The organism is Marivibrio halodurans, from assembly GCF_017963645.1.
Lineage (GTDB): Bacteria > Pseudomonadota > Alphaproteobacteria > UBA8366 > Aestuariispiraceae > Marivibrio > Marivibrio halodurans.
On the sequence record NZ_JAGMWN010000001.1, the window covers coordinates 571,639 to 597,804 of the forward strand.

23 protein-coding genes are annotated in these 26,166 nt (G+C 67.3%); 17 read left to right on the forward strand and 6 right to left on the reverse strand.

Going from position 1 to position 26,166, the window contains the following annotated elements; genetic code table 11:
* Positions 1–9 precede the first annotated feature (9 nt).
* Together KAJ83_RS02625 and KAJ83_RS02630 are read right to left on the reverse strand one after the other, a co-directional pair.
* Positions 10–1,233: a winged helix-turn-helix domain-containing protein gene (locus KAJ83_RS02625; protein WP_210680451.1), complete on the reverse strand. Its 1,224-nt coding sequence runs from the start codon at positions 1,231–1,233 to the stop codon at positions 10–12.
* Between the two features lie 9 nt (positions 1,234–1,242).
* Positions 1,243–2,178, reverse strand: a complete 936-nt coding sequence (locus KAJ83_RS02630; RefSeq protein WP_210680452.1) for a nitrilase-related carbon-nitrogen hydrolase — start codon at positions 2,176–2,178, stop codon at positions 1,243–1,245.
* 170 nt (positions 2,179–2,348) lie between these two features.
* On the opposite strand from KAJ83_RS02630, the gene KAJ83_RS02635 reads away from it, so the two are divergent.
* Positions 2,349–4,499 carry an anthranilate synthase component I gene (locus tag KAJ83_RS02635; protein WP_210680453.1) on the forward strand — a complete coding sequence of 717 codons (2,151 nt, stop codon included), beginning with the start codon at positions 2,349–2,351 and terminating at the stop codon, positions 4,497–4,499.
* Between the two features lie 34 nt (positions 4,500–4,533).
* Here the strand turns inward: KAJ83_RS02635 and KAJ83_RS02640 are convergent, their stop codons facing one another.
* The 3 genes from KAJ83_RS02640 to KAJ83_RS02650 form a co-directional block, all read right to left on the reverse strand.
* Positions 4,534–5,730 carry a pyridoxal-phosphate-dependent aminotransferase family protein gene (locus tag KAJ83_RS02640; protein ID WP_210680454.1) on the reverse strand — a complete coding sequence of 399 codons (1,197 nt, stop codon included), beginning with the start codon at positions 5,728–5,730 and terminating at the stop codon, positions 4,534–4,536.
* Between the two features lie 93 nt (positions 5,731–5,823).
* On the reverse strand, positions 5,824–8,367 hold the full coding sequence (locus tag KAJ83_RS02645; protein ID WP_210680455.1) for an ABC transporter permease: 2,544 nt from the start codon (positions 8,365–8,367) through the stop codon (positions 5,824–5,826).
* Between the two features lie 10 nt (positions 8,368–8,377).
* Positions 8,378–9,049 (reverse strand): ABC transporter ATP-binding protein, encoded by a 672-nt coding sequence (locus KAJ83_RS02650; protein ID WP_246484161.1) that lies wholly within the window; start codon positions 9,047–9,049, stop codon positions 8,378–8,380.
* A 197-nt stretch (positions 9,050–9,246) separates the two neighbouring features.
* Here KAJ83_RS02650 and KAJ83_RS02655 point away from each other — a divergent pair, with 197 nt between their 5' ends.
* The 14 genes from KAJ83_RS02655 (at position 9,247) to KAJ83_RS02720 (ending at position 22,184) form a co-directional block, all read left to right on the forward strand.
* Entirely contained in the window at positions 9,247–10,119 is an 873-nt protein-coding gene (locus tag KAJ83_RS02655) for an alpha/beta fold hydrolase (RefSeq protein ID WP_210680457.1), read from the forward strand.
* A gap of 18 nt (positions 10,120–10,137) precedes the next feature.
* Positions 10,138–10,974, forward strand: coding sequence for a class II aldolase and adducin N-terminal domain-containing protein (locus KAJ83_RS02660; RefSeq protein WP_246484162.1), 837 nt, complete (start codon positions 10,138–10,140; stop codon positions 10,972–10,974).
* 142 nt (positions 10,975–11,116) lie between these two features.
* Positions 11,117–11,692, forward strand: coding sequence for a PAS domain-containing protein (locus KAJ83_RS02665; protein ID WP_210680458.1), 576 nt, complete (start codon positions 11,117–11,119; stop codon positions 11,690–11,692).
* Positions 11,693–11,753: 61 nt separating this feature from the next.
* Positions 11,754–12,896 (forward strand): alanine racemase, encoded by a 1,143-nt coding sequence (gene alr, locus KAJ83_RS02670; RefSeq protein WP_210680459.1) that lies wholly within the window; start codon positions 11,754–11,756, stop codon positions 12,894–12,896.
* Entirely contained in the window at positions 12,893–13,666 is a 774-nt protein-coding gene (locus tag KAJ83_RS02675; protein ID WP_210680460.1) for an MlaE family ABC transporter permease, read from the forward strand. Before alr ends, KAJ83_RS02675 begins: the two co-directional genes overlap by 4 nt.
* Positions 13,663–14,451 carry an ABC transporter ATP-binding protein gene (locus KAJ83_RS02680; RefSeq protein WP_210680461.1) on the forward strand — a complete coding sequence of 263 codons (789 nt, stop codon included), beginning with the start codon at positions 13,663–13,665 and terminating at the stop codon, positions 14,449–14,451. The genes KAJ83_RS02675 and KAJ83_RS02680 overlap by 4 nt, the downstream gene beginning before the upstream one ends.
* A 140-nt stretch (positions 14,452–14,591) precedes the next feature.
* Positions 14,592–15,470, forward strand: coding sequence for a glutathione-dependent disulfide-bond oxidoreductase (gene yghU / locus KAJ83_RS02685; protein ID WP_210680462.1), 879 nt, complete (start codon positions 14,592–14,594; stop codon positions 15,468–15,470).
* 190 nt (positions 15,471–15,660) lie between these two features.
* Entirely contained in the window at positions 15,661–16,158 is a 498-nt protein-coding gene (locus KAJ83_RS02690; protein WP_210680463.1) for an RNA polymerase sigma factor, read from the forward strand.
* 144 nt (positions 16,159–16,302) lie between these two features.
* Positions 16,303–17,355, forward strand: a complete 1,053-nt coding sequence (locus tag KAJ83_RS02695) for a FecR family protein (RefSeq protein ID WP_210680464.1) — start codon at positions 16,303–16,305, stop codon at positions 17,353–17,355.
* 261 nt (positions 17,356–17,616) lie between these two features.
* Positions 17,617–19,500, forward strand: coding sequence for a TonB-dependent siderophore receptor (locus KAJ83_RS02700; protein ID WP_210680465.1), 1,884 nt, complete (start codon positions 17,617–17,619; stop codon positions 19,498–19,500).
* Between the two features lies 1 nt (position 19,501).
* The gene (locus KAJ83_RS19465; RefSeq protein WP_210680466.1) at positions 19,502–19,984 is read left to right on the forward strand and encodes a TonB-dependent siderophore receptor; all 483 of its coding nucleotides are present in this window, start codon (positions 19,502–19,504) and stop codon (positions 19,982–19,984) included.
* A complete protein-coding gene (locus KAJ83_RS02710) occupies positions 19,974–20,294 on the forward strand; it encodes a DUF3649 domain-containing protein (RefSeq protein WP_210680467.1) in 321 nt (106 codons plus the stop codon). Before KAJ83_RS19465 ends, KAJ83_RS02710 begins: the two co-directional genes overlap by 11 nt.
* A gap of 25 nt (positions 20,295–20,319) precedes the next feature.
* The gene (locus KAJ83_RS02715; protein ID WP_210680468.1) at positions 20,320–21,852 is read left to right on the forward strand and encodes a PepSY-associated TM helix domain-containing protein; all 1,533 of its coding nucleotides are present in this window, start codon (positions 20,320–20,322) and stop codon (positions 21,850–21,852) included.
* On the forward strand, positions 21,846–22,184 hold the full coding sequence (locus KAJ83_RS02720; RefSeq protein ID WP_210680469.1) for a DUF3325 domain-containing protein: 339 nt from the start codon (positions 21,846–21,848) through the stop codon (positions 22,182–22,184). The genes KAJ83_RS02715 and KAJ83_RS02720 overlap by 7 nt, the downstream gene beginning before the upstream one ends.
* Before the next feature lie 5 nt (positions 22,185–22,189).
* Here KAJ83_RS02720 and betC read toward each other — a convergent pair whose 3' ends face one another.
* Positions 22,190–23,704, reverse strand: a complete 1,515-nt coding sequence (gene betC / locus KAJ83_RS02725; protein WP_210680470.1) for a choline-sulfatase — start codon at positions 23,702–23,704, stop codon at positions 22,190–22,192.
* Positions 23,705–23,906: 202 nt separating this feature from the next.
* Here betC and radA point away from each other — a divergent pair, with 202 nt between their 5' ends.
* The gene (gene radA / locus KAJ83_RS02730) at positions 23,907–25,337 is read left to right on the forward strand and encodes a DNA repair protein RadA (protein WP_210680471.1); all 1,431 of its coding nucleotides are present in this window, start codon (positions 23,907–23,909) and stop codon (positions 25,335–25,337) included.
* 74 nt (positions 25,338–25,411) lie between these two features.
* Entirely contained in the window at positions 25,412–26,125 is a 714-nt protein-coding gene (locus tag KAJ83_RS02735; protein ID WP_210680472.1) for a CvpA family protein, read from the forward strand.
* Positions 26,126–26,166 lie beyond the last annotated feature (41 nt).

Sequence of the window (26,166 nt, forward strand, 5' to 3'; positions counted from 1 at the left end):
GCGGCCGAGCTATAAGGCTGCGGTCAGGGGCCGGGCGAGATCACCGTTCGGCGCGACCGATACGTCGTCGAGGCCGAGCCACCCGGCCATCTCCCGCAGCGCGGGCGCCAGCCGTTCGGCAAGCGGACCCGTCGGCTCGCCCGCCTCCGCGAAGGCGCCTTGCACCAGCAGGCGCCGTCCCTCCCGGTCGGCCTTGAGGTCGAGACGCCCGGCCAGCCGGTCGTCGAGCGCGATGGGCAGGACGTAATAGCCGAAGGCCCGCTTGTGCGCGGGCGTGTAGATCTCCAGCCGATAGTGGAAATCGAACAGCCGCTCCGCCCGTGGCCGGAACCAGCAGACCGGGTCGAAGGGGACGAGCAACGTGCAGCCCTCAAGCCGCCGCTTGCCCGCGTCCGGCACCAGATAGGCCGGGTCCTTCCAGCCCTTCACCCGGGCGGGGATCAGCGCCCCCTCCTCCACCAGTTCGGCGACGCGCGCCCGGCTCTCCGCCGAGGGCAGGCGATAGAAATCGCGCAGATCCGGCTCCGTCGCGATGCCCAATGCGCCGGCCGCGCGGCGCAGCAGGGTGCGCTGCGCCTCCTCCCGGCTGGGGGTCGGGGTTTCGACGACGGCGCGGGGCAGCACACGTTCCGTCAGATCATAGATGCGGGTGAAACCGGCCGTCCGGCGCGTCGCCGTCGTGATCTCGCCGCCCCAGAACAGGAACTCCGCCGCCTCCTTCGCCTCGCTCCACCCCCACCAAGGGTCGGTCGGGCCGTTCGTCGTGCCGGTCAGTTCGGAGGCCGCGACGGGACCGCGGTCGGCGATCTCGTCGCGTACGCGTTGGATGGCTTTCGGATTCTCCCGCGCGAAACGGGCAAGGCGGCCATAGATTCCAATGCCCCGCGCCGCGTCCTCCATGCGCCAGCGGAAACAGGGCTGAAGCTCCACCGGCAGCAGGGAGCATTCATGGCCCCAATATTCGAACAGGCTGCGCCGTCGCCCGCCATAGGCTTCCTTCTCCAGCAGCGCATGGTCGTAAGCGCCCAGGCGGGAGAAAAGCGGCAGGAAATGCGCGCGCTCCAGCACATTGACGCTGTCCACCTGCAACACGCCCAGGGCGCGCGCGGTCTTGCGCACCTGCGCGGCGCTCACCGGCCCGTCCGGCCGGCGGCGGTGCAGCCCCAGATGCGCCAACGCGACGCGGCGCGCCTGAAGCGGCGTCAGCGTCTCACCCGCCAAACGTTTCGCCATGACGCCCGGTCACCCCTGCGCGATGGAGATCGCATCCGCGTCCCAGGAACCGGGCCAGACCTCAGCCCGCCCGGCGCTGCGCAGGTGCCGGATCATGCCGACCGGCACGTCCCGGGCGATCAGCAGGGGGCCATCGCCCTCTGCCTCCGGGCGCCCCGCCTCCTCCGCGAAGCGCCCGTCATAGCCGAGTTCCGCCTCGCACGGCAGGAAGACGGCCGCGCCGGAGAAATTCGGGCGCGCGTTATTGGGCAGCGCGGAGCCGATGGAACCGACCGCGCAAACCGCCGTCTGCAATTCCACCGCCCGGGCCTTGGCGCAGCCGAAGACGCGGGAATAGCCGGACTCCTTCTCCGTCATCGAGGGGACGAGGATCAGGTCCAGGTCCGGCTCGCTGCGCGCGATCTTGGCGGAGAGCGCCGGCAACTCGATGTCGAGGCAGATCAAGGTCGCGATGCGCAGCCCGTTCCACTCCACCATCTCCACCTTGCCGCCGGTAGCCAAGTGCCAGCCCCGTGGGTCCTTCTCTCCCGGCGTCAGACACAGCTTGTCCTGCGCCACGACCCGGCCGTCCGGCAGGATCAGATGGGCACGGTTGAGGTGCTTCGGCCCGTCGGAGTCCGGATCGGCGGCGGGGTCGGGCACGGGCACCGTGCCGGCCAGCAGGGCGATCCCCGCCTTCTCCACCAGCTTTGGCAATTCGGCCAGCGCCTTGCGCGCCTCGTCGGCCATGAAGCCGATTTCCTCCATCGGCTTAAGCCCGCCGGGGGCATAGCCCAGCCATTGCTCGCTCGCATATTCGGGCAGGACCAGGATATCGGCGCCGCCCGCCTTCGCCTCGGCCAGTTTCGCCTCCACCTTGGCGAGCCAGGCGTCGATGCCGTTCAGCGGCTGTGCCATGTTGGTGGCCCAGAGCGCGACGGTGGCGAAATCCTTGCGGACGGTCATGAAGCGATCCTCGTTCCGAATAAAGGATGGATGATGCACGAACGGGCCGATGCTAGCGGCTCTCCCCGGAAAGGACGAGCCCCTTACCGCTTGCACCGCGTGAGCGGAGCGAATACTGACGAGGCGAGCTTACCGAGCGCAACCCCAGAGATTTGGCCGATCGACCCGCGATGAGCGATATCAGCTTCGAAACCGCCGGCGGCATAACCATCCGCCGCAGCGAGGAACCCGCCCCCTACGAAACCGCGATCGACGATGTGATCGAGCGGTTCGACGGCCGGCCGGGTGCCCTGTTCTCCTCGAACTACGAGTATCCGGGGCGCTATACGCGCTGGGACGCGGCGGTGGTGGACCCGCCGTTGATCATCGCATCGCGCGGACGGACCATGCGGTTCGAACCGCAGAATGCGCGCGGGGCGCTGCTGGCCCGCATCATCGCCGGGGCGCTGGACGGCCACGGCGATATCGCCACCAGCGCATGGGAGGGCGAGACCTTCACGGTGAGCGTCGCGGAACCCTCGCGCCATTATGACGAGGAGGAGCGCTCCAAGGCCCCGACGGTCTTCTCCATCCTGCGCCGGGTGGTCGAGTTGTTCCGCACGGACGGGGACGACAATCTCGGCCTCTACGGCGCTTTCGGCTACGATCTGTGCTTCCAGTTCGACCCCATCGCCTTCAATCTGGAGCGCCCGGCGGACCAGCGCGACATGGTGCTGTTCCTACCCGACCAACTCGTCGTGGTCGACCATTACACGGTCAGCGCCAAGCGCTATCGCTACAGTTTCGAGATCGGCGGGGAGAGCACCGGCGATCTCGACGGCACCATCGCGGAAGCGCCGTTCGAGGCGGCGGAAACCGTGCCCAACCCCGGCGATCACGTGCCCGGCGAATACGCCAAGCTGGTCGAGCACGCGAAGGAAAGCTTCCGCGCCGGCGATCTGTTCGAGGTTGTGCCGGGCCAAGTCTTCCACGAGCGGTGCGAAATGCCGCCCGCCGGCATTTTCCGTCATCTGCGCCAGATTAACCCCTCGCCCTATGGCTTCCTGATGAATCTGGGCCAGGGCGAGTATCTGGTCGGCGCCAGCCCGGAGATGTTCGTGCGCGTCACCGGCCGCCGGGTGGAAACCTGCCCGATCAGCGGCACCATCCGGCGCGGCGAGGACGCAATCGAGGATTCGCAGCAGATCCTGAAGCTCCTCAACTCCAAGAAGGACGAGGCGGAGCTAACCATGTGCTCCGACGTCGACCGCAACGACAAGAGCCGGGTGTGCGAGCCGGGTTCCGTGCGTCTGATCGGACGGCGCCAGATCGAGATGTATTCGCGCCTGATCCACACGGTCGACCATATCGAGGGGCGCCTGCGCCCGGAGATGGACGGCTTCGACGCCTTCCTGACCCATGCCTGGGCGGTGACGGTGACGGGGGCGCCCAAGCTGTGGGCCATGCGTTTCATCGAAAATCATGAGAAGAGCCCGCGCGCCTGGTATGGCGGCGCGGTCGGCATGGCGCATTTCAACGGCGACATGAACACCGGCCTGACGCTCCGCACGATCCATATCAAGGACGGCTATGCCCGCGTGCGCGCCGGGGCGACGCTGCTCTATGATTCGATTCCCGAGGAGGAGGAGAAGGAGACCGAGCTCAAGGCCTCCGCCCTGCGCGCCGCGATCAAGCGTCCGGCCAATTCCGAGGGCGCGGATCTCGACCAGGAGGTGCGCAAGGTCGGCACCGGCAAGACCATCCTGCTGGTCGATCACGAGGACAGCTTCGTCCATACGCTCGCCAACTATTTCCGGCAGACCGGCGCGCGCGTGGTGACGGTGCGCACGCCGCTGGCCGACGATGTCTACGACCGGGTGAAGCCCGATCTCGTCGTCCTCTCCCCCGGGCCGGGGTCGCCGCGCGACTTCGATTGCGCGCGCACGATCGAGGGGGCGATGCAGCGCGACCTGCCGATATTCGGCGTCTGCCTGGGCCTGCAGGCGCTGGCGGAACAGGCGGGGGCCAGCCTCGATCGACTGGACGTGCCGATGCACGGCAAGCCCAGCCGCATCAAGGTGACGCAGGCGGGTCGCGTCTTCGCGCGGCTGTCGAATGAATTGACGGTCGGCCGCTACCACTCCCTCCACGTGCTGCCACGGACGCTGCCGGATAGCTTCAGGGTCACGGCGGTCACGGACGACGACGTCGTCATGGCGATCGAGCATGCGGAGCGTCCGATCGCCGCCGTGCAGTTCCACCCGGAAAGCATCATGTCGCTCGGCAAGGCCGCCGGCATGCGGATCGTGGAGAATGTGGTGGAGTCCCTGACGAAACGCTGAGGGATGGGGGCGGCTGCGGACGGGACGCCCCCTCCTATTCCGCCACCCCGTCCACCGCGGACAGATACGCGATCGCGGCGTCGAGCGCCCCCTGCCCCACCGGCAGCCCCGCCCGGCGCAGGACGAGGTCTATCACGGCGAGGCCGCCCAGCACCATCGGCTCGTTCACATCGCCCATATGCCCGATACGGAAGGACCGCGCGCCGAGCTGGCCCAGCCCCCGCGCGATGGCGACCGAATAGATATCGCGCGCGGGCGTGCGGATACATTCCGGATCGAAATCATCGGGCAGCAGCACGGTGGTAACGCTGTTGGCGCGGCTTTCGGGCGCAAGCGCATTGAAGGCCACCGCGCCCCCCTCCGCCCAGACCGACACGGCGGCCCGAACCGCGCCGGCCAGGCGCGCGTGACGGGCAATCGCCCCCTCCAGCGTCTCCTCCGCGATCATCTTGAGCGCTTCGTCCAGACCGAAGATCAGCAATTCCGGCGCCGTGCCGCAAAACCGCTGATAGTGCTCCCCGCGATTGCGATCCACCCAATCCCAGTAGCGGCGCGGCGTCGCGACCGTTCGTCCGATGGCCTGCGCCTTCTCGTTGGCGGCGACCATGGAGAGGCCCGGCGGCATCATCAGCCCCTTCTGGGAGGCCGCGATGGTCACGTCCACGCCCCATTCGTCCATCCGGAACGCCGTCGTGCCGAGGGAGGCGATGGTATCCACCATCAACAAGGCCGGGTGCCCCGCCGCATCCATCGCCGCGCGCAGCCCCGCGATATCGCTGGTGATCGAGGCGGCGGTATCCGTGTGCACGGCCAGAACCGCCTTGATCTCCCCCTTCGTGTCCTGACGCAGCGCGTCCTCGACCCGGTCGGGATCGATCGGATGGCGCCAGTCGTTCGGCACCGTCCGGCATTCGACGCCGAGCGATTGGGCAAGGCCGCGCCACCCCTCCGAGAACTGCCCGACCTCGGGGATCAGCACCGCGTCGCCGGGGGAAAGCGTGTTGGCCAGCGCCGCCTCCCACGCGCCGTGACCATTGGCGGTATAGAGGAAGACCTGCGCCTCGGTCTCGAACAACGCGCGCACCTCCTCGAACAACCGGTCGCTGAGGGCGATGAAATCCGGGCCGGAGAAATCAACCGGCTGACGGTTCATGGCGTTGAGGATGCGCTGGGGAACCGGCGTGGGGCCGGGCACCATCAGGAACTCCCGTCCCCGTCTAACCGTCGTCATGCGAAACCGACCCATAGGTTACGGTGAATTAGGCGCGCATAAGTAGCCCAAATCGCCGGCGGGTCAACGCCGAGGCTTGGCCCGCGCGCGCCTCTATCCCGCCAAGTGCCGGGCCATCTGGCCCCGCCCACGCGGCAGCGCGCTCATCCCACCGGCGGCACCGGCACTGACGGCCGCCAATGCGCCCAGGACAACCGGCATGACGAAGGGCAGCCAGCCCGGCGCCCATGCGACATGCAACCCCTCCGTCGTCAGCCACCATCCGCCGATCAGCCCCGCCGCGCCGCCGATCGCGGCCGCGATAGAGCCGAGCGTCAGCGCCTCCCCCAACCGGGCGAGCGCGATTTCCCGCCGCGAGGCGCCGACCAGCGCGAAGGCCAGTGCCTCCCGGCGGCGCGCATCGACATCGGCCGCCACGATCGCCGCGAGGCCCAGCGCCCCCGCCACCAGCAGAATACCCGCGATGCCGAGCGAGCCCAGCACCGCGCCGTCGATCACCTGACGGACCTGCGCGACGATCCGGCGCACGTCGATGGCGGTGACATTGGGCGCGATGCGGCCCGTATCGGCGATCACGCGATCGATCGCCGCGCCGTCCGATCCCTGCAGGGTGAATATCCAGGAATGCGGCGCATCGCGGAACGGGTCCGCGGAGGCGAGCAGCAGATAATCCGGACGGAAGGTACGGTGATATTCCTTGCGGATCGCGACCACCTCGGAGGTGAAGGTCCGGCCGAGGACGCTATAGGTCACTTCGTCGCCGGGCTTGAGATCGAAGGCCTGCGCCAGATCCTCCTCCGGCGCGATCACGGGCGGGGCACCCCGGTCCGGCGTCCACCATTCCCCGGCGAGCAATTCCGACCCGGTCGGTCCCGCCGACCAGGAGAAACTGCGATCGCCCTCGATCACCCAGCTCTTGTCGGCGCGGACCAGCGCTTCCTCCGCCGGCACGCCGTTCACGCGCAGGATACTGGTGCGCATGAAGGGATCGGCCTGAAGCCCGCCGAGCGCCGGGTCCTCCGCGATCCGGTCCCGCAACGCCTCGACTTGATCGGGCTGGACGTCGATCATGACGAGGTCCGGCACCTTCGCCGGGATTTCCCCGCGCAGCGATCGTTCGAGGGAGCCTTGCGCCCCCAGCACCGCCGTGACCCCCGCGATGCCGATCCCGATGGCCAGCGCCTTCACCGCCGAGGCACCGGGTTGCGACAGCCCCTGGACGATCAACAACCCGACGAAGCCCTTTGGCCTACGCCGCGCGATCAGCCGTGCCGCCGCCCAACCACCGGCCGCCAACAGCGCGCAGGCAAGCACGAGCCCCACCGCCGCCAACGCCGCCAGCATGGGGATCGGCAGGCTCGCCACCGCGAGCGCCAGGGCCAGAAGCGCCGCGCCGATGCCGATCGCGGCGTGACGGGGGCGCGGGCTCATCCCCGCTTCCCCGCTGCGCATCGCCTGTCCCGGCGGGGTGCGCGCGGCGGCGGAGAGCGCGGCCACGCCCGCGCCCGCTATGCCGATACTCAGCGTCGCCGCCGCCTGCAGCCCGGGCCAGAACAGCGCGCCCGCCGTCCAGTTCAGATGCAGTTGGGCCCCCACCAGATCCATCAACGGCACGGCCACCAGCGCCGACGCCCCGAAGCCGAGCGCCAACCCACCCAACGCGGCCAGCCCCAGGATCGTGCCATGCAGCGCGATCACCAGCGCGGGCGTCGCGCCGGACAGACGATAGAGCGCGATGGTCCGCGCCCGCCTGCCGACCCAGACGGTGGCCGCGGCCCAGGCACCGGCGAGCCCGATGGCGAGCGCGACGATCCCCGCCACGCCCAGGAAGGTGGTCGTCCGCGCCACCGTCCGCCGCACGCGGTCGCCGGCATCGCCGGGGGTTTCCATCTCCCACCCCCGTTCGGGCGTCAGGTCCGCGACCGCCGCGCGGAAATCCGTGCGATCCACATCCTCCGCCTTCGTCAGACGGTAGCGGAAATCGGCAAGCGCGCCGGGCCCCAGCAACTCGGTCCCGGGCAGTTCCTCAAGCGATATCAGAACCCTGGGACCGACCAGGAATCCACCGGCGGACAGCCGATCCGGCTCCGCCTCCAGGATCGCGCGAACCTCGAACTCCCGCTCCCCCACCCGGATGGGATCGCCCGGCGATATGGGCAGACGGGCGAGAAGCGTTTCCTCCACCACCGCGCCCGGCAGGCCGCCCCGCCGGGCCAGGGCCTCCTCCAGCGGCCGGTCGCCGGAAATCCCGATCCGGCCATAGAGCGGATAGGCGCCGTCCACCGCCTTCAGTTCGATCGGCGTCCGGGTTTCGCCGCCGCGCGCGGTGCTGCGCAATTCGACCACGCGGGAGACATCCGCCACCGCCGGTAACGCCGCCAGCCGGCCCACCAGATCGTCCTTGAGGGGCTGGTTCACCACGGTAATCGCGAGATCGCCGCCGAGGATCGCATAGCCATTACGTTCCAACGCCGTGGCGAGCGCATTGCCCAGCATCCAGACCGCCCCCAGCAACAGGGCCGCGATCGCGGTGCAGGCGATGAAGAGGCGCAGCCCCATGATGCCGCTGGCCGCCTCGGCACGCAGCAGGGTCCATAGGGTCGGCAGGTGGAGGTCGCGGTCGCGGAATGCCTTCATCGTCGGCCGCTCACGCCGCGATCCGGCCGGAATCGATTTCCAGCCGTCGGTCGCATCGCGCCGCCAGCGCCGGGTCGTGCGTCACCAGCAACAGGGCCGCCCCGGTGCTCCGCGCCAGATCGAACATGACCTCCACGATGGCCGCGCCGGTCTTCTGGTCGAGATTGCCGGTCGGCTCGTCGGCCAGGATCAGGCGCGGCGCCGCGATGAAGGCACGGGCGATGGCCGCGCGCTGCTGTTCGCCGCCGGAGAGCGCCGTCGGCCGATGATCCAGCCGATGCCCCAGGCCGACCCGGTCAAGCATGGCCGCCGCGCGCTCCCGGGCGTCGGGTATCCCCGCCAGCACCAGGGGAAGCGCCACATTCTGCAACGCCGTCATGGCGGGCACCAGATGATAGGCCTGGAATACGACGCCGATATCGCGGCGGCGCAAGCGCGTGCGCGTGGTCTCGTCGGCATGCGCCATATCCACGCCCATGACGTCGATGCGGCCGCCGGTCGGCCGCTCCAAGCCCCCCATCAGGGCGATCAGAGACGATTTGCCGGAGCCGGACGGCCCCGTGACGGCCAGGATCTCCCCGGCGGTCACGCGCATATCGATTCCGGCGAGGACCGATACCTCGCCGCCCGCGCCGGGATAGGCCAGGCGCGCATCCTCAAGTTCCGCGATGATTTCAGTCAAGCGATCTCCCACCCTGGGCATCGTGCGTTGCGTTCCGGTTGACCATAAAGATTTGTGCATTGCCACATTTGACAACCCATGGCCGTCGATTTGGCATGCTGGGCGGAGATTTCGGCCATTCCGGGGCATTGCCGCCGCCCCGCGGCGCGGCCTACGATGCGCCGACGGATTTCGGGGCCCGGCATGAAGGAAAACGGATGTTCGACGGGTTCGAGGACACGCGAATCGACACCGGCACGGTGACCCTGCACGTCCGCCATGGCGGCGAGGGGCCGCCGCTTCTGCTGCTGCATGGCTATCCGCAGACGGGCGCGATGTGGGCGCCGATCGCGAACGACCTTGCCAAGCGCTTCCATGTGGTGGTGCCGGACCTGCGCGGCTATGGCCGGTCGGACAAGCCGGCCTCCGACCCGCGTCACGTCTCCTATTCGAAGCGCGCGATGGCGGGCGATCTCGCCCGGCTGATGACGGCGCTCGGCCATGATACCTTCCAGGCCGCCGGGCACGATCGCGGCGGGCGCGTGCTGCATCGCCTGTGCCGCGACTATCCGGAGCGGGTGAGCCGCGCGGCCGTTCTCGACATCGTCCCGACCGCGACGGTGTTCGAGACGACCGACAAGACCCTGGCCACCGCCTATTATCACTGGTTCTTCCTGATTCAGCCCGCCCCCTTCCCCGAAACCTTGATCGGCGGCGATCCGCTCTACTTCCTGCATCACACGCTGGGGGCCTGGGGCACGGGTCTATCGGCATACGATCCGGCGGCGCTCGCGGACTATGAGCGCGCCTTCGCCGACCCGGAGACGATCCGCGCGAGTTGCGAGGATTACCGCGCCGCGGCGACGATCGACCTGGAACACGACGCGGCCGACGCGGAACGGCGAATCGAGTGTCCGCTGCTGGTCCTGTGGGGGGCGAACGGATTGATGGCGCGAATCTACGATGTATTGGGCACGTGGCAGTCCAAGGCCAAACAGGTGCGGGGCCACCCGATCCCCGGCGGCCATTTCCTGGTCGAGGAAAGCCCCGAGGCGACGCTGGAGGCGTTCGATACCTTCTTTAGTAGCTAGACGGAAAGAGACGAAAGCATGATGGACGGCATCGACAAATCGGACCGGCGCGGTGGCGGTGGCGACAGGCGCCGAAGTGACCGGCGCGCCGGTGACCGGCGAGAGGGCGATCGACGCGACGGGGCCTGCGCATCCACCGCCTTCCAGGCGGAGCGGGAGGATATGGCCGCCGCCTTTCGCTGGACCGCGCGCCACGGCATGCACGAGGGGATCGCGAACCATTTCAGCCTCGCGGTCTCGGACGACGGCTCGCGCTTCCTGCTCAACCCTTACGGCGTGCATTTCAGCCGGATGAAGGCGAGCGACCTGCTGTTGCTCGACGCGCGGGAGGAGCCGGAGGGCATGGGCGATGCCGTCGATCCGACCGCCTATGCCATCCACGGGGCGCTGCACCGGAATTTGCCGCAGGCGCGCTGCGTGCTGCATCTGCATCCGAAATACGCGACCGTGCTCGCCTCTCTCGCCGACAGCACAATCCCGCCGATCGACCAGAACAGCATGCGCTTCTACGAGCGCGTCGCGATCGACGAGGGCTATGACGGCATGGGCCTCGGCGACGAGGCGGAGCGGCTTTCGCGCACGCTGGGCAATCGGTCGGTCCTGATGATGGGCAATCACGGCGTCATGGTGGTCGGCGAGACCGTCGCGCGCGCCTTCGACGAGATGGTCTATCTGGAGCGCGCCTGCGAGACCGTCGTCACCGCTTATATGACCGGCCAGCCGCTGCGCCGGGCAAGCCACGAGGTGGCCTCCAAGACCGCGCGACAATGGGCCGAATATCCCGCCTTCGGGGAAAAGCATTTCGCGGCGCTACGCGCCATCCTGGACGAGGAGGAGCCGGATTATCGTCAGTAATCGAAGAACCGCCTTCCTTCCCGCTTGACGATGGCGAGGCCACGCGGTTCATGGCGCCCCACCGATCCGGGAGCCCGCGCGACAAACCCCACCTGGAGACCACGCCCAGGAAGGGGGTCGGACGAAAGGAAAGACCCAGCCCGTGCTTGGCAAATATCCCATGCCGCTCAACGTCAACGAGGACGAGGACAAGGACAAGGACGGGCCGGTGGAGGTCGCGGGGCTCGACGTCGTGCGCCAGCCGGAACTTCGCGACCTCGCGGTCTATTGGATGAGCCTGCGCCAAGAGGGACGGCTGCCGACGCGCGCCATGATCGACCCCATCGATATTCCTTGGGCGCTCGACAGGCTCTATCTCGCGACGCGGGAGGAGACACCATCGCGCTGGCGCTATGTCCTGGCGGGTCAACAGATCGCGGACACATTCCAGCGCAACACACTGCGGGGGGTTGGCCTCGACGAAATCCTGTCGCCCGAGGGTCTAGCCACCGTGGTGGACCGCTGGTCGCCGGTCGAACATGGCGACGTGATCTACATGGACGGCATGATCTATCGCGCGGCCGAGCGCTTCGTGCAGGGCGGCCGCCTTCTCCTGCCGCTCGGCGACGATGACGGCAATGTCGTCGCCCTGCTCGGCATGACGGTGACGGAGGCCCAACCCCGCCGCCTGGATCCATCGGAACAGGGCACCTATCGCGTGTGGCGAATCCGGCCTTGAATGCGTGCCCCCGTTCCCTTCCCCTTTCGCCATGCTTGGGAATTGGGCTAAACAAGCGCTCATGAGTGCCCTGCCCGATTTCTCCCATTCCCCGACCGAGTTGATCGTCGATCTCGACGCGCTCGCCGATAATTGGCGCCTGCTGCGCGATCGCGCGGCCGGTGGCGGCGCCTTCGCCACCGCCGTGGTCAAGGCCGACGGCTATGGTCTCGGCATCGAACGGGTCGGACCAGCGCTGCACGCGGCCGGTTGCCGAACCTTCTTCACCGCCCATCTGGACGAGGCGATCGCGTTGCGCGCCCTGCTTCCGGACGCGGATGTGGAGATCGGGGCGCTGAACGGCCTGCTGGGGGACGAGGCGCCGGTCTATCGCGCGCATCGGATCATGCCGACGCTGAACGATCTGGGACAGATCGAACGTTGGGCGGCCTTTTGCCAGGCCGTGGAGACACCGCTGCCGGCGGGCCTGCATATCGACACCGGCATGTGCCGCCTGGGTCTGCCCTGGCAGGAGATCGACCGGCTGGCGGCGGAACCGGCGCACCTCGACGGATTCGAAATGCGCTATCTGATGAGCCATCTGGTCAGCGCCGACGCGCCTTCCGCCCCGATCAACCGGCAGCAAGCGGACCTCTTCGCCCGTCAGACCGCGCGCCTGCCGAAACCGACGGCGGGGCGGATGCTGGCCAACAGCTCGGGCTGCTTCCTCGGCCGCGACTGGCTGTTCGAGTGCGTGCGCCCGGGTGTCGCGATCTATGGCGTGGCACCGGACACCACACGGCCCAATCCGATGAGACCGGTCGTGCGCCTTAGCGCGAAAATCCTGCAAATCCGGGACGTTGACGCCCCCCAGACCGTTGGATACGGTGCCGCCTACCCGGTCGCGAGGCCGAGCCGGGTGGCGACCGTCGCGGTCGGCTATGCCGACGGCTATCTGCGCACGGCCGGCGCCGGTCCCATCGCCGAGGAGGCGGTGGCCCATATCGGCCAGCGGGAGGTGCCGGTGATCGGGCGTATCTCCATGGATCTGACGACGCTCGACGTTACCGACGCGCCGGAGGCGACGGTCGGCACGGCGATCGACATGCTGGGCCCCCTCAATACGGTCGACCGGCTGGCATCGGCGGCCGGCACCATCGGATACGAAATCCTCACCTCGCTCGGCCGGCGCCATCGCCGCCGTTATGTAGGAGGGGACGCATGAACCCGTTCCGGCCGGTCGGCCATGCCTTTCTCGCCTTCCTGGAGGCCACGGGCCGGCTTTTCCTCTTCGCCGTGATCGGCATCGGCCATTGCGTGCGGCCGCCGCTCTATCCCCGCCTGATAGGCCGGCAGATGATCGATATCGGCTATTATTCCCTGCCGGTCGTCGGGCTGACCACCTTATTCGCGGGTATGGTCTTGGCGCTGCAAAGCTATACCGGCTTCGCGCGCTTCTCGGCCGAGGACGCGATCCCCTCCGTCGTCGTGCTCTCCATCACGCGGGAACTTTCCCCGGTTCTGGCGGGCTTGATGATCGCCGGGCGGATCGGCGCGGCCATGGCGGCCGAACTCGGCACCATGCGGGTGACGGAACAGATCGACGCGCTGGAGACGCTCTCCACCAACCCCTACAAGTATCTTGTCGCGCCGCGGCTGATCGCGGGCGTCACCATGATGCCGCTGCTGGTCCTGATCGGGGACGTGATGGGGATATTCGGCGGCTATGTGGTCAGTGTCTTCAAGCTCGGCTTCAACGCGCAGACCTATATCGTCAACACCTGGAATTTCGTGCAGGCGATGGACGTCGTCTCGGGACTCGTCAAGGCGGCGGTCTTCGGCTTTCTGGTGGCGCTGATGGGATGCTATCACGGCTATATGAGCCGCGGCGGCGCCCAGGGCGTGGGCCAGGCAACGACCAACGCGGTGGTCTCCGCCTCGATCCTGATCCTGATTTCCAACTACCTCATCACCGAGATGTTCTTCGCCCAATGAGCGACGCGACGCCAACCGTTCCCAAGATCAAGCTCGCCGGAGTCGAGAAGCATTTCGGCACCAAGACCGTGCTGAACGGCGTCGACCTGGAAGTCGCCCAGGGCGAATCCCTCGTCATCATCGGCGGATCCGGCACGGGCAAGTCGGTGATGCTGAAATGCATCCTGGGCCTGCTCACCCCCGACGCGGGCGAGATCGAGATCGACGGCCGGCCGATCACCCGACTGTCCACGGCCGAACGGGAGGCCGTCAACGCGCGCATCGGCATGTTGTTCCAGAACGCGGCGCTCTTCGATTCCCTGAGCGTCTGGGAGAATGTCGCCTTCGGCCTGATTCAGGGCAAGCGCATGAAGCGCGCGCGGGCGAAGGAAATCGCGATCCGCAAGCTCGCGGACGTCGGTCTCGACGCGGATGTCGGCGCCCTGTCGCCGGCGGAACTTTCCGGCGGCATGCGCAAACGTGTCGGCCTCGCCCGCGCCATCGCCGGCGATCCGGAGATCATCTTCTTCGATGAGCCGACGACCGGCCTCGACCCCATCATGGGCCATATCATCGACGAGTTGATCGTCCATTGCGTGCGCCAAGTGGGTGCCACCGCGATCTCGATCACCCACGACATGGCCAGCGCCCGGCGCATCGCCGACCGCATGGCGATGCTCTATCGGGGGGAAATCATCTGGAGCGGCCCGGCCGCCAGCATCGACGACAGCGGCAATGCCTATGTCGATCAGTTCGTGCATGGTGCCGCCGAGGGGCCGATCCGGATGGAACTGCGCAAGCTCTAACCCCCTTCCCTGATTGTTGACGTTCCGTCAAAAGATCGTGCGCCATCTTGCGATCGCCCGGGGTGGAGGCCAATTCGAGGCCTGAAGGTTCCCCCGACGGTTCCATTGGGTCACCCCCCGGATGAGAGGATGCAAAAAGCATGAGCGACGCCGATCCTACCCCCAAGGACGAATACACGCCCCCCAAGGTCTGGACCTGGACCGACGAAAACGGCGGCAAATTCTCGAAAACCAACCGGCCGATCGCCGGCGCGACGCACGAGAAAACGTTGCCGGTCGGCGAGCATCCGTTGCAGCTTCATTCGCTCGCCACGCCAAACGGCGTCAAGGTGACGATCATGCTGGAGGAACTGCTGGAACGCGGCCATGACGGCGCGCAGTACGACGCCTACACGATCGATATCGGCGAAGGCGATCAGTTCGGCAGCGGCTTCGTCGAGATCAATCCGAATTCCAAGATTCCGGCCCTGGTCGACCGCAGCACGACCCCGCCGACGCGGGTGTTCGAATCCGGCTCCATCCTGCTTTACTTGGCGGAGAAGTTCGGCGATTTCCTGCCGACCGGACATAAGGCGCGCACGGAAGCCCTGAACTGGCTGTTCTGGCAGATGGGCAGCGCACCCTATATCGGCGGTGGATTCGGGCATTTCTATCATTATGCGCCCTATAGGATGAAATACCCGATCGACCGCTTCGCGATGGAGGCGAAGCGTCAACTCGACGTGCTCGACCGGCATCTGGCCGACAATCACTACATGGCGGGCGATGAATACAGCATCGCCGATATCGCCATCTGGCCGTGGTATGGCGTCCTGGCCCTCGGCAAGATCTACGAGGCGGGCGAGTTCCTCGACGTCCAGAGCTATGAAAACCTCCAGCGTTGGACGCGGGAGATCGGCACCCGACCGGCGGTCGAGCGCGGCCGCATGATCAACCGCAAATGGGGCGAGGACGGCGAACAGATGATCGAACGCCACGGCCCCGCCGATTACCAGGGTAAGACCGGCGTGAAGATCTGATCCGTCCGGGTACGGAACGGCCGCCGCGCGCGAAGCGCGGCGGCCGGATATCTTCTTAAATTTAATTGATAATCATTCGCAAAATCTCTAGCATCCGCCCGGTTCCCCCGCACCGCGCGCCGACCGGCCTTCCGCGTCGACGGCACCGGCTTCGCCGTGCGGTCATGTCTGTCGATCGAACGGTGGCCGGATGTCGGACTCGCGCCTTGTTCAGGCTTTTCGCGATTATGAGGCCGAACTGATCCAATTCCTGTCGGCGCGGCTGCGGTCCTCGACGCTCGCGCAGGATCTGACCCAGGAACTCTATCTGAAGATTCGCGCGCTCGATGACGGCGCGGTGGTGCGAAACAGCCGGGCCTACCTGTTTCGCATGGCCTCCAACCTGGCCCTGGACCATCTGCGCGGCGAGCGACGGCGGGCCGAGATTCTCGCCGAGGCGCGATCCTTCCTGGGCGAGGAGACCGACATGATAACCCCGGAACAAGCGCTGATCGCGCGCGAGGAGTTGGCGCGCCTTCGCCTCGCGTTGGCGGATCTGCCCCCGATCAGCCGCAGGATATTCCGGATGAGCCGTTTCGACGGGCTGACCCAGCGCGAGATCGCCGAACGAGTCGGGCTTTCCCCTACCGCCGTCTTCAAGCATATCCGGAAGGTCATGGATCACCTCGCCACCGTGCGCGATCCCTGACAGACCCGCGCGCGGCGGACGGGCATGGTGTGCATCCGGCCCGCGCGCCCGTCTTATAAGGAAAGGGCCCTCCGCGGTTGCCTGTCCGACATGCACCACGCCCACCCCTTATGACGAAACCAAGAAGGCTACCCAGTTCCCCGCATGCAAAACGCCGATCCGGAAAACCACCGCCCCGACGGCACGACCGATGACGACGAGGTCGTCATCGCCGCGCGCGACTGGGTCGTGCGCCTGGCTTCGAAGGACCTAACGGAGCGGGAGCTGCAGGCCTTCAAGGTCTGGCACGGGGCGTCCGAGGCGCATCGCCGCGTCTTCGAGACGGAGCGTCGCTTCTGGCAGCGGCTGGGCCGGCTGGTCGCCGAGCCCGACACGGCGGAAACGGTGCCGGAAGCGGAACCACCCTCCCCCACCCGTCATATCCGGCCAATGCGCGGCCATGGGCGTCGCCCCGGCGCGGCGCCCGGCCGCCGCCGCAAGATTCTCGCCGGCAGTCTGGTGGCGGCGTGCCTCGCGCTTCTTGTCATGGTTGGCGATGACGGACTTCTTGGTCCCGCGCCCGATCATGCGACCGATGTCGGCGTTCAGCGCAGCGTGCGCCTGCCCGACGGCTCCATGGTGCATCTCAATACCGACAGCGCCATAGACCTTACCTATAACGACCGGGAACGCGCCGTGACGCTACTGCGCGGGGAGGCTCAATTCGACGTCCTGCCCGATTCCGCGCGCCCCTTCCGCGTGGCCGCCGAGGGGGGCATGGCGGAAGCGGTCGGTACCCGCTTCATCGTCCGGCTGGAGGATGGGAGCGTCCGTGTGACGGTCAGCGAGGGCAAGGTTCTCGTCTCCTCCCCGGCCGACGGCGACCCACCCCGAAGCCAATTGGTCGAGGCCGGACAGGCGAACCGATATGCGCCCGGCGGCCCCCCGGGGCCGGTTGAGGTCGCCGACCTTGCGAGCGTCACGGCGTGGCGGCGGGGCAAAATCCGGATCGACGGCCTGACGCTCGAACGGGCGCTGACGGAACTCGACCGCTATCTGCCCGGGACGATCCTGCTGATTGCGGCGTCGGAGGATGGCTTCGACGCGGTAAGCGGCGCGTTCGATATCGACCATGTTCCGGCGGCGGTCGATGGGCTCGCCGCCACGCACGGGCTGAGCGTCACGCGCATCGCCGGGCTGATCACGATCTTGCGCTAAGGAAAATTCGAAAAAATCACATATCGCCGGTGAGCATGAAGCCGTCTCGCCCGTCATTCCAATGTAAATTCGATGGTATGCGAGTGATTAGCATTCGCGCAGCCGGCCGCGCTCCCTGGGGATAGGGCATCGGCCGGCAATCTCAGGAGGGGGAGTATGATGCGGTACGATATGCGCGCTTATCAATCCACGGCAATCGCGCGACGCGGCGCGCGGAGCAGGGCGGGAACGGACGCGAAACGCCAATCTTTGCTTCACGGCGTGGCGTTCGGCGCCCTGATCGGCGCGACCCTGATCGCGCCGATCGCGGCGCGGGCCGATTCGGGCACCTCCCCCCAGGCAATCCAGCAAGCCCAAAGCGAGCCGGCGCGCGCCTTCGACATCGCCGCCCAACCCCTGGCGGACGCGCTGATCGCCTTCAACGAGCAGGCGGACCTTCAGGTCGCCTTCCGCACGGACGAGGTGGCGGGGCTGACATCGCGGCCCGTCGCCGGCAGCTACGCACCGGAAGCCGCGCTGCGCCTGTTGCTTGACGGCACGGGGCTTACCTTCAGCCGCAGCGCCGAACGGACGATCACCGTCGGCCGTTCGACGTCCGACGAAGGCACGATGCAACTCGGCCCCATCCTGGTCGAGGGGTCGGGCGAGCGCGCCACGGGCCCGGTCGACGGCTATATCGCCAAGCGCAGCGCGACCGGCACGAAAACCGACACACCGCTGATCGAAGTGCCGCAGTCGATCTCCGTCATCGGCGCCGAGCAGATCGAGCGGCAGAACGCGCGCACCGTCAGCGACGCGCTGCGCTATACCCCCGGCATCATCCAAACCCAGGGCTTCAACCGTACCAATGACGGTTTCTACAGCCGGGGATTCCAGCTCAACACGGATTCGATCTATCAGGACGGGCTGCGCAATCAGGCCAACATCTTCGACACGATAACCGAGCCCTACCTGCTGGAACGGATCGAGGTGCTGCACGGCCCCGCCTCGGTACTTTATGGGCAGGCGTCCCCCGGCGGCATGGTTTCGATGGTCAGTAAACAGCCGACCACCGAGCCGATCCATGAGATTCAGGTCCAGGCGGGCTCCTACGAGCACAAGCAGATCAACACGGATCACGCCGGCCGGCTGAACGAGGACGGGACCCTCACCTACCGCGTGACGGCGGTGGCCCGCGACGCCGAGACGATGATCGACTATATCGGCGACGATAAGGCGGTTTTCGCCCCCTCGCTGACTTGGCAGCCGGACGACGCGACATCGCTGACCTTCCGGGCCAACTACACCGAAACCGATACGATGTATTATTACGGCCTGCCGTTTTCCGGATCGGTTTCGGACAACCCGAATGGCCGCATCGCGCGCGAGCGCTTCATCGGCGAGCCCGGGTTCAACAACTGGGATCGCACCGCCTACAATGTCGGCTATGCCTTCGAACATGAATTCGACAACGGCGTATCGATCTCGCAGAACCTGCAATTCTCCACTTACGACAACGACTATGCCGATATCTGGTTTGGCAGTTTCCAGCCCGACCAGCGCACGATCAGCCGCGGCGCCTATGCCCGGACGGATGAATCCAGCGTCCTCTCGGTCGATACCCACGTCCAGGGAGAAATCGACACCGGACCCGTGGAGCACACCCTGCTGGGCGGCCTCGACTATAGCCAAACCAGCTTCTCGCGAATCCAATATAACGGAACGGTCGGCGCGCTGGACCTCTATAGCCCCAGCTATGGTGGGGCGGTCCTCCTGGGCGCCAATCCTGGAACGGAATCCTCGCAAAACCAGGATCAACTCGGCCTCTATCTTCAGGATCAGATCGCGATCGGCGATCTGCGGGTCCTGCTGGGCGGGCGTCAGGACTGGGTCGCGAACAAGAGCGACAATCACCTGACCGGCGTCGGTACGGAGGAACGCCCCTCCGCCTTCACCGGCCGTGTCGGCGTGGTGTACCTGACGCCCTTCGGCCTGGCGCCCTATGCCAGCTACGCGGAATCCTTCCAGCCGCAGTCCGGCACCAATGCCGCCGGTCTGGCCTTCGACCCCACCACGGGAACGCAGTACGAGGCCGGCGTGAAGTACGAGCCCCCCGGCATCGACGGCTCGCTCACCCTCGCGGTCTATGAATTGACGCGCCAGTAAGGTGCTGACCACGGACCCGAATAATCGCGGCTTCCAGATCCAGGAGGGCGAGGTCCGCTCACGCGGGGTCGAGGTGGAAGGCAAGGTGAGCCCGTTCGCCGGTCTGACGTTGCTCGCCAACTATACCTACACCGACGCGGAAGTGACCAAGAGCAACACCAACACGCTCGGCAACACGCCCGAGAACACGCCGGAATGGATGGCTTCCCTGTGGGGCGAATACGCCTTCCAGCAGTCGGATCTCGACGGGCTCGTCCTCGGCGGCGGCATGCGCAGCGTCGGCCCCAGCGTCAATCTGGCCGACACGGTCGAAGTGCCGACCTATACCGTCTTCGATGCGATGATCGGTTATGAGCGGAACGGCTGGGAGGTCGCGCTCAACGCCACCAACCTGTTCGACAGGGAATATTTCGCCTCCTGCACCTATGGCTGCTTCTACGGCGATGCGCGCACGCTGATCGGCACCATCGGTTATGAGTGGTAGGTCGCGCGCCGGCTGGCCGGCGACGATCCGGGCGACGGGGCCGCTCCTGTCACGGATCGCCGCGGCGATCCTGGGCGGCTATGCGCTGTCCTGGTCGGTGGCGGCCCTGTTGGCCGCCACCTTACCCGCCACCCTCGCCCTTGACCGGGTCGAGGCCGTGCTGATCGGCGGTCTCGCGGCCTTTCCGATCCATGTCGGCGCGGCGATCTGGTGCTTCGCCAGCACCAGCGCCGCGCGGGCCTGGGCCGGCCTGACGCCGGCCCTGCCGCTAACCGGTCTCGCCTTCCTGTTGGTGCCCGCCGGATCGTGAAGCCGGACCTGGAGAGCACGCGCCCGTGAGCGGACGTTTCACCCAACGCATGGCGTGGCTGCATACATGGGGCGGCCTCGTCTTCGGCTGGCTTCTGTTCGCGGTCTTCGTGACCGGGACTCTCAGCGTCTTCGATCGCGAGATCGACGGCTGGATGCGCCCGGAACTGGCCGGGGCCAAGCTGGACGGAAATATCGACGCGACGGTGGATGCGGCAGTGGACGCGGCGGAGGCGGCGCTGCGCGATCTCGCCCCCGAGGCCGGGCGGTGGCTGATCGAACTGCCGACGGATCGCCTGCCCGCGATGCGTCTGCTCTGGATCGACGGCGGCGTCCAGGAGCGCTATCTCGACCCGGCGACGCATCGGGTTCTCACTCCGCGCGCGACTCATGGCGGCTCCCATTTCGCGCAGTTCCACGCCCGCCTGCACGGCGGTGAAATCGGTATCTGGGTGGTGAGCCTCCTGGCCCTCGGCATGCTGGTCGCGATCGTCACCGGCATCGTGATCCACAAGCGCATCTTCCGCGATTTCTTCACCTTCCGCCCCGATGCCCGGCGTCAACGTTCCTGGCTGGAGGGGCATAATATGACGGCCGTCCTGGTCCTGCCCTTCCATCTGATGATCGCCTATAGCGGCCTCGTCATCGAACTGCCGCGCATCATGCCGGCGGGTATCGATGTGCTCTACGACGGGGATATCCGTGCCTATTGGCGGGAGTCCGAACCCGCCATCGACCGCGCGCCGACCGGGGAACAGGCACGGATGCTGCCACTTTCCAATATCCTGGCGCGTGGCCGGGAAGAATGGGGGCCCGGGGCAGTCGCGATGATGAATGTCTGGTTCCCGGACGATGGCGGCGCGGCGATCGACCTGATGCATGATCACGGGAACTGGCTGACGCGCCTCTATAATCCCCTTTCCTATAACGGTATCACCGGCGCGCTGCGATACGGCGCACCCGATCTGGGGCCCGTGCGCAACCTCACCGCCGCCGTGGAGGGCCTGCATCATGTGGAGTTCGGCGGGCCGGTCGTCCGATGGCTCTATTTCTTGTGCGGCGCGGCGGGCTCGGTCATGATCGCGACCGGCCTCGTCCTCTTCACGGTGAAGCGCCGCAAACGCCTTGCCGACCAAAGCCCCGGCGCCCAAAGGTTCCACGCGGTGACGGAACGGCTCAATGTCGGGGCGGTCGCGGGCATCCTCGTCGCCTGCGCGGCCTATTTCTGGGCGAACCGCCTGTTGCCGGTCCATCTGGAGGGGCGCGCGCTCATGGAAGTGCTGGTGTTCCTGGGGATCGTGCCGGTCGCGTTGCTGCACGGCCTACTGCGCCCACCTCGGCGCGGGTGGGTGGAGCAGATGGGGCTCGCCGGTCTGCTATGCCTGTTACTGCCCCTACTGAACGCGCTGACGAGCGAGGCGCATCTGGGAAACAGTCTCCCCGCCGGGACATGGCGCCTGGCGGGCGTCGATCTGACGGCGGCGGCCTGCGGCCTCGTCTTCCTGGCGATCGCGCACCGCATCGCGCGAAGGACCACCACGCCGGGGGCATCATGCTGATCGCCGCCGTCTTTTGCGCCGTCTATGCCGGATGGGCCGCGCTGGCCCTGGCAATGGATCGGCACGCGCGCGATATCGGCCGGACGCCGCCCCGCCCCGCGACGGTCATCGTGCTTCGCCTCGCGGGAACGGGCGTGCTGGCTGCCGCGCTCGCCGGCTGCGCGGCGCGTTGGGGTTGGGCGATCGGGCCGGTCGCGTGGCTGGGCATGCTCGGCGTGGGCGCGCTGCTCTTCACGCTGACGCTATCCGTCATACCGCGCGCCGCCGTCCCGGCAGCGGCGGCGTTGGCAATGGTCGGCACGATCTCGGCCGGCGCCAGTCTGCTTGGCTAAGCTCCCTATTCGCCGCGCGGGAAGCGCTTATCCTCCTCCACCACGTTCAAATCCATGTGGTTGCGCATGAATTGCTGCGAGGCATCGCGCGCCGGTTGATGGTCCCAGGGGGTGTAGCGGCCCTGGCGCAAGGCGTCATAGACCACCCAGCGCCGCGCCTGGCTGGCCCGGACATCGGCGTCGAACCGCTCCAGATCCCAGCGCCGGTCGGCCTCGGCCCGGAATTCGGCCAGGACATCGGCCGCCGCCGGGTCCGCCGCGCGGTTCCGCATCTCGTGCGGATCGCTGGAGAGGTCGAAGAGCTGTTCCGGATCGAGCGGACAGCGGTTATATTTCCACGTCCCCCGGCGCAGCGAGACCAGCGGCGCATAGGATGCCTCGGCCGCGTATTCCATCGGCACGAAACGATCCGCCAGCGCGGTATCGTCCGCGATCGCGGGCAACAGGCTATCGCCCTGCACCCAGGGCCGCACGCTCTCCATATCCAGCCCCGCGATATCGCAAAGCGTCGGCGCGATATCGATCAACGAGGCCGGGGTCGAGACCCGGCCCGGCGCGATCCCCTCGCCCGCGATCATCAACGGCACGCGGGACGAGCCCTCGAAGAAGGACATCTTGAACCACAAGCCCTTCTCGCCGAGCATATCGCCGTGATCGCCGGTGAAGACGATCACCGCCTCCTGACGCGTGCGCTCCAGCGTATCGAGAAGATCGCCCACCTGCTCGTCCAGATAGCTGAGATTGGCGAAATAGGCCCGGCGCGAGCGCGCGATATCGTCATCCGTGATATCGAAGTTACGCCAATCATTGGCATCGAAGATACGCTTCGAATGCGGATCGTGGTCGTCATAGGGGATCGAGGCGACCTCGGGCATCAGATGCTCGCACCCCTCATAAAGGTCCCAATAGCGTCGCCGCGCGACATAGGGGTCGTGCGGATGGGTGAAGCTGACGGTCAGACACCAGGGGCGGCCGTCCTTGCCGCGCGCGAGGTCATAGAGCTTGCGCCGCGCCTGATAGGCGACGTCGTCGTCGAATTCCATCTGGTTGGATGTCTCGGCCACGCCGGAGCCGGTGACGGAACCCATATTGTGATACCACCAGTCGATCCGCTCCCCCGGCTTGCGGTAATCGGGGGTCCAGCCGAAATCGGCCGGATAGATATCGGTGGTCAACCGTTCCTCGAAACCGTGAAGCTGATCCGGCCCGCAGAAATGCATCTTGCCGGACAGCGCCGTCTGATAGCCCGCTCGGCGCAGATGATGCGCGAAGGTCGGCATGTCGGCCGGGAACAGGGCGGCGTTGTCGTAGATCCCCGTGCTGGACGGCAGCCGCCCGGTCATGAAGCCACCGCGCGCGGGCGTGCAGAGGGGCGAGGCGGTATAGCACGCATCGAACCGCGCCGAACGCTCCGCCAGGCGACGCAGGTTCGGCATATGCAGCCAGGCTTCCGGCCCGTCCGGAAACAGCGTGCCGGTCGCTTGGTCGAACATCAGGATCAGCAGGTTCGGTTGGGTCATGATCGCCTCGTCGAACGGAAGGATGGAAAGGCCCTCTCAGGGCCGTGCCTCACAAGACGGCATCGCGTCCGTTCGGGCAAACGACGAATTCCGGGCCAATCTCTAAGTTGAGCTAATACTCTAAAAGGCCGCGCGGCGGCACTGGCCAGGGCCGCGAATCTTCGGCATGGTCCGGCTCTTCCGACGAGGAGACGCCCCCTCCATGGCACGGTCCACCACCCGCTATGTCTGTCAGGGCTGCGGCGCGGTCTATCCGCGCTGGCAGGGCCATTGCGAATCCTGCGGCGAATGGAATTCCATCGCCGAGGAAGCGGTGGAAAGCGCGCCCCCGATCGGCGGCAAGGCGAAGGGCGGGACCTCGGCCACCAACCGGCGCGGCAAGGCGGTGGAATTCGTCGCGCTGGACGGTGCCAACACGCGCGCGCCGCGCCTCAAGAGCGGCATCGCGGAATATGATCGCGTGCTCGGCGGCGGGCTGGTCGAGGGGTCGGCGGTGCTTATCGGCGGCGATCCGGGGATCGGCAAATCGACGCTGCTATTGCAGGTGACGGCCGCCCTCGCCCGGGCGGCGCGCGTCGCCTATATCTCCGGCGAGGAGGCGATCGACCAAGTGCGCATGCGCGCCGATCGCCTGGGCGTGAAGCAGGCGACGGTCGACCTCGCCGCCGCCACCAGCGTCCCCGACATCCTGGCCGCGATCGACCGGAACGACGGTCCGAAGGTCGTGGTGATCGATTCGATCCAGACCATGTATGTCGACCTTCTGGACAGCGCGCCGGGCACCGTCGGCCAGGTCCGCGCGGCGGCGCAGGAGTTGATCCGTGTCGCCAAGCGCCGGGGTATCGCGCTGCTCCTGGTCGGACATGTGACCAAGGAAGGCGCGATCGCGGGGCCCCGCGTGCTGGAGCACATGGTCGATACCGTGCTTTATTTCGAGGGCGAGCGCGGCCATCCCTTCCGCATCCTGCGCGGGGTGAAGAACCGTTTCGGGCCGACCGACGAGATCGGCGTCTTCGACATGACCGAACAGGGATTGCAGGAGGTGAAGAACCCCTCCGCCCTTTTCCTCGCCGACCGGCAGGAAGGAATCGCGGGCGCCGCCGTCTTCGCCGGCATCGAGGGATCGCGCCCGATGCTGGTCGAGATCCAGGCGCTGGTCGCGCCCAGCGCCTACGGCACGCCCCGGCGCGCGGTCGTGGGGTGGGACTCCAACCGGCTCGCCATGCTGCTGGCGGTGCTGGAGGCGCGCGCGGGGCTGGACTTGGGCGGTCGCGACGTTTACTTGAACGTCGCGGGCGGCTTGCGGATTTCGGAGCCGGCGGCGGACCTCGCGGTGGCCGCGGCCATCGCCTCCTCGCTCACGGGCGAGGCGGTGCCAGGTGAGACGGTGGTCTTCGGCGAGATCGGCCTATCCGGCGAGGTGCGCACCGTCGGACGCGCCGATGCACGGCTCAAGGAGGCGGCGAAGCTCGGTTTCAAGCGCGCCATCGTGCCGCGCCGCCCCGGCAAGGACGGCCCGGACCGGAAGGGCGGCAAGAACGACGGCGCGTTGGGCGTGACGGAAGTCGCGGATGTCGGCCGGTTGGCGAGCCTGCTGGCCGGAGACGGAACGTTGGATGGCCCCCTGCCCTGACCCGCCTCCCGGTTTCGCGGAGACCATGACAGGCGCCGCCCGGCCCGACGGGCGGCATTGAAAAACGGAACGAGATGCTCGAAGGGCTTCCCATCACCATCGTCGATTTGGTGGCCGTCGGCGGCGTTTTACTCTTCGCCGTGCTGGCCAGCTTCTGGGGGTTCATGGGGCTGGTCACGGGAATCGGCGCCTGGGTCGGCGCCGGCGCGGCCGCGATCCTCTATTATCCGGAAGCGCAGGAAATCGCCCGGCGCTATATCGAGACTGACCTATTCGCCGATCTGGCCGCGGGCATCGGGCTCTTCGCGGGCAGTCTGATCCTGCTCCTGGTCGTCAGCGCGATACTTTCCCATATGGTGAAGGAAAGCGCGCTCGGATCGATCAACCGGGCGCTCGGCTTCGTGACGGGGCTCGCGCTCGGCTATGTCATCCTGTGCGTCTTCCTGATCGGCGGCATCATGATCTTCAAGGAGGAGCGCCTGCCGCCGTCGGTGACCGAGGCGCGGCTCTACCCGGTGGTGCGCGCGGGCGGCAACGCGCTGCTCGACAATGTGCCGGAGTCGCTGAAGACCGACAGCATGCGCACCCTGCAGGAAACCCAGCGCCAGATGGACGACGTGCAGCGCGCGAAGGACCTCTATGATACGCTCAACAACCCCGTCCCCCGCGACGAGGGCACGAAGGACGGCGCCGGCGGCGATGCCGGAGAGGGCGGCGGCGATGGCAAGGGCTATGCGCCGGAGACGAACCAGGAACTCGAAAGCCTGATCAACGACTCGGACCGGTGAGACCGCGCGGCAGTCCGGCCGCCGGCCTTTTCCGATCGAAC

What these genes read in the sequence shown, in the direction of transcription:
- KAJ83_RS02640 (WP_210680454.1), bottom strand. Translation starts at nt 5,730, where the DNA reads ATGACGACGGTTAGACGGGGACGGGAGTTCCTGATGGTGCCCGGCCCC.
- KAJ83_RS02695 (WP_210680464.1), top strand. Translation starts at nt 16,303, where the DNA reads ATGCAAAACGCCGATCCGGAAAACCACCGCCCCGACGGCACGACCGAT.
- KAJ83_RS02660 (WP_246484162.1), top strand. Translation starts at nt 10,138, where the DNA reads ATGATGGACGGCATCGACAAATCGGACCGGCGCGGTGGCGGTGGCGAC.
- KAJ83_RS02720 (WP_210680469.1), top strand. Translation starts at nt 21,846, where the DNA reads ATGCTGATCGCCGCCGTCTTTTGCGCCGTCTATGCCGGATGGGCCGCG.
- KAJ83_RS02625 (WP_210680451.1), bottom strand. Translation starts at nt 1,233, where the DNA reads ATGGCGAAACGTTTGGCGGGTGAGACGCTGACGCCGCTTCAGGCGCGC.
- KAJ83_RS02655 (WP_210680457.1), top strand. Translation starts at nt 9,247, where the DNA reads ATGTTCGACGGGTTCGAGGACACGCGAATCGACACCGGCACGGTGACC.
- KAJ83_RS02635 (WP_210680453.1), top strand. Translation starts at nt 2,349, where the DNA reads ATGAGCGATATCAGCTTCGAAACCGCCGGCGGCATAACCATCCGCCGC.
- KAJ83_RS02735 (WP_210680472.1), top strand. Translation starts at nt 25,412, where the DNA reads ATGCTCGAAGGGCTTCCCATCACCATCGTCGATTTGGTGGCCGTCGGC.
- KAJ83_RS02690 (WP_210680463.1), top strand. Translation starts at nt 15,661, where the DNA reads ATGTCGGACTCGCGCCTTGTTCAGGCTTTTCGCGATTATGAGGCCGAA.
- KAJ83_RS02675 (WP_210680460.1), top strand. Translation starts at nt 12,893, where the DNA reads ATGAACCCGTTCCGGCCGGTCGGCCATGCCTTTCTCGCCTTCCTGGAG.
- KAJ83_RS02645 (WP_210680455.1), bottom strand. Translation starts at nt 8,367, where the DNA reads ATGAAGGCATTCCGCGACCGCGACCTCCACCTGCCGACCCTATGGACC.
- KAJ83_RS02630 (WP_210680452.1), bottom strand. Translation starts at nt 2,178, where the DNA reads ATGACCGTCCGCAAGGATTTCGCCACCGTCGCGCTCTGGGCCACCAAC.
- yghU (WP_210680462.1), top strand. Translation starts at nt 14,592, where the DNA reads ATGAGCGACGCCGATCCTACCCCCAAGGACGAATACACGCCCCCCAAG.
- KAJ83_RS02680 (WP_210680461.1), top strand. Translation starts at nt 13,663, where the DNA reads ATGAGCGACGCGACGCCAACCGTTCCCAAGATCAAGCTCGCCGGAGTC.
- alr (WP_210680459.1), top strand. Translation starts at nt 11,754, where the DNA reads ATGAGTGCCCTGCCCGATTTCTCCCATTCCCCGACCGAGTTGATCGTC.
- betC (WP_210680470.1), bottom strand. Translation starts at nt 23,704, where the DNA reads ATGACCCAACCGAACCTGCTGATCCTGATGTTCGACCAAGCGACCGGC.
- radA (WP_210680471.1), top strand. Translation starts at nt 23,907, where the DNA reads ATGGCACGGTCCACCACCCGCTATGTCTGTCAGGGCTGCGGCGCGGTC.
- KAJ83_RS02710 (WP_210680467.1), top strand. Translation starts at nt 19,974, where the DNA reads ATGAGTGGTAGGTCGCGCGCCGGCTGGCCGGCGACGATCCGGGCGACG.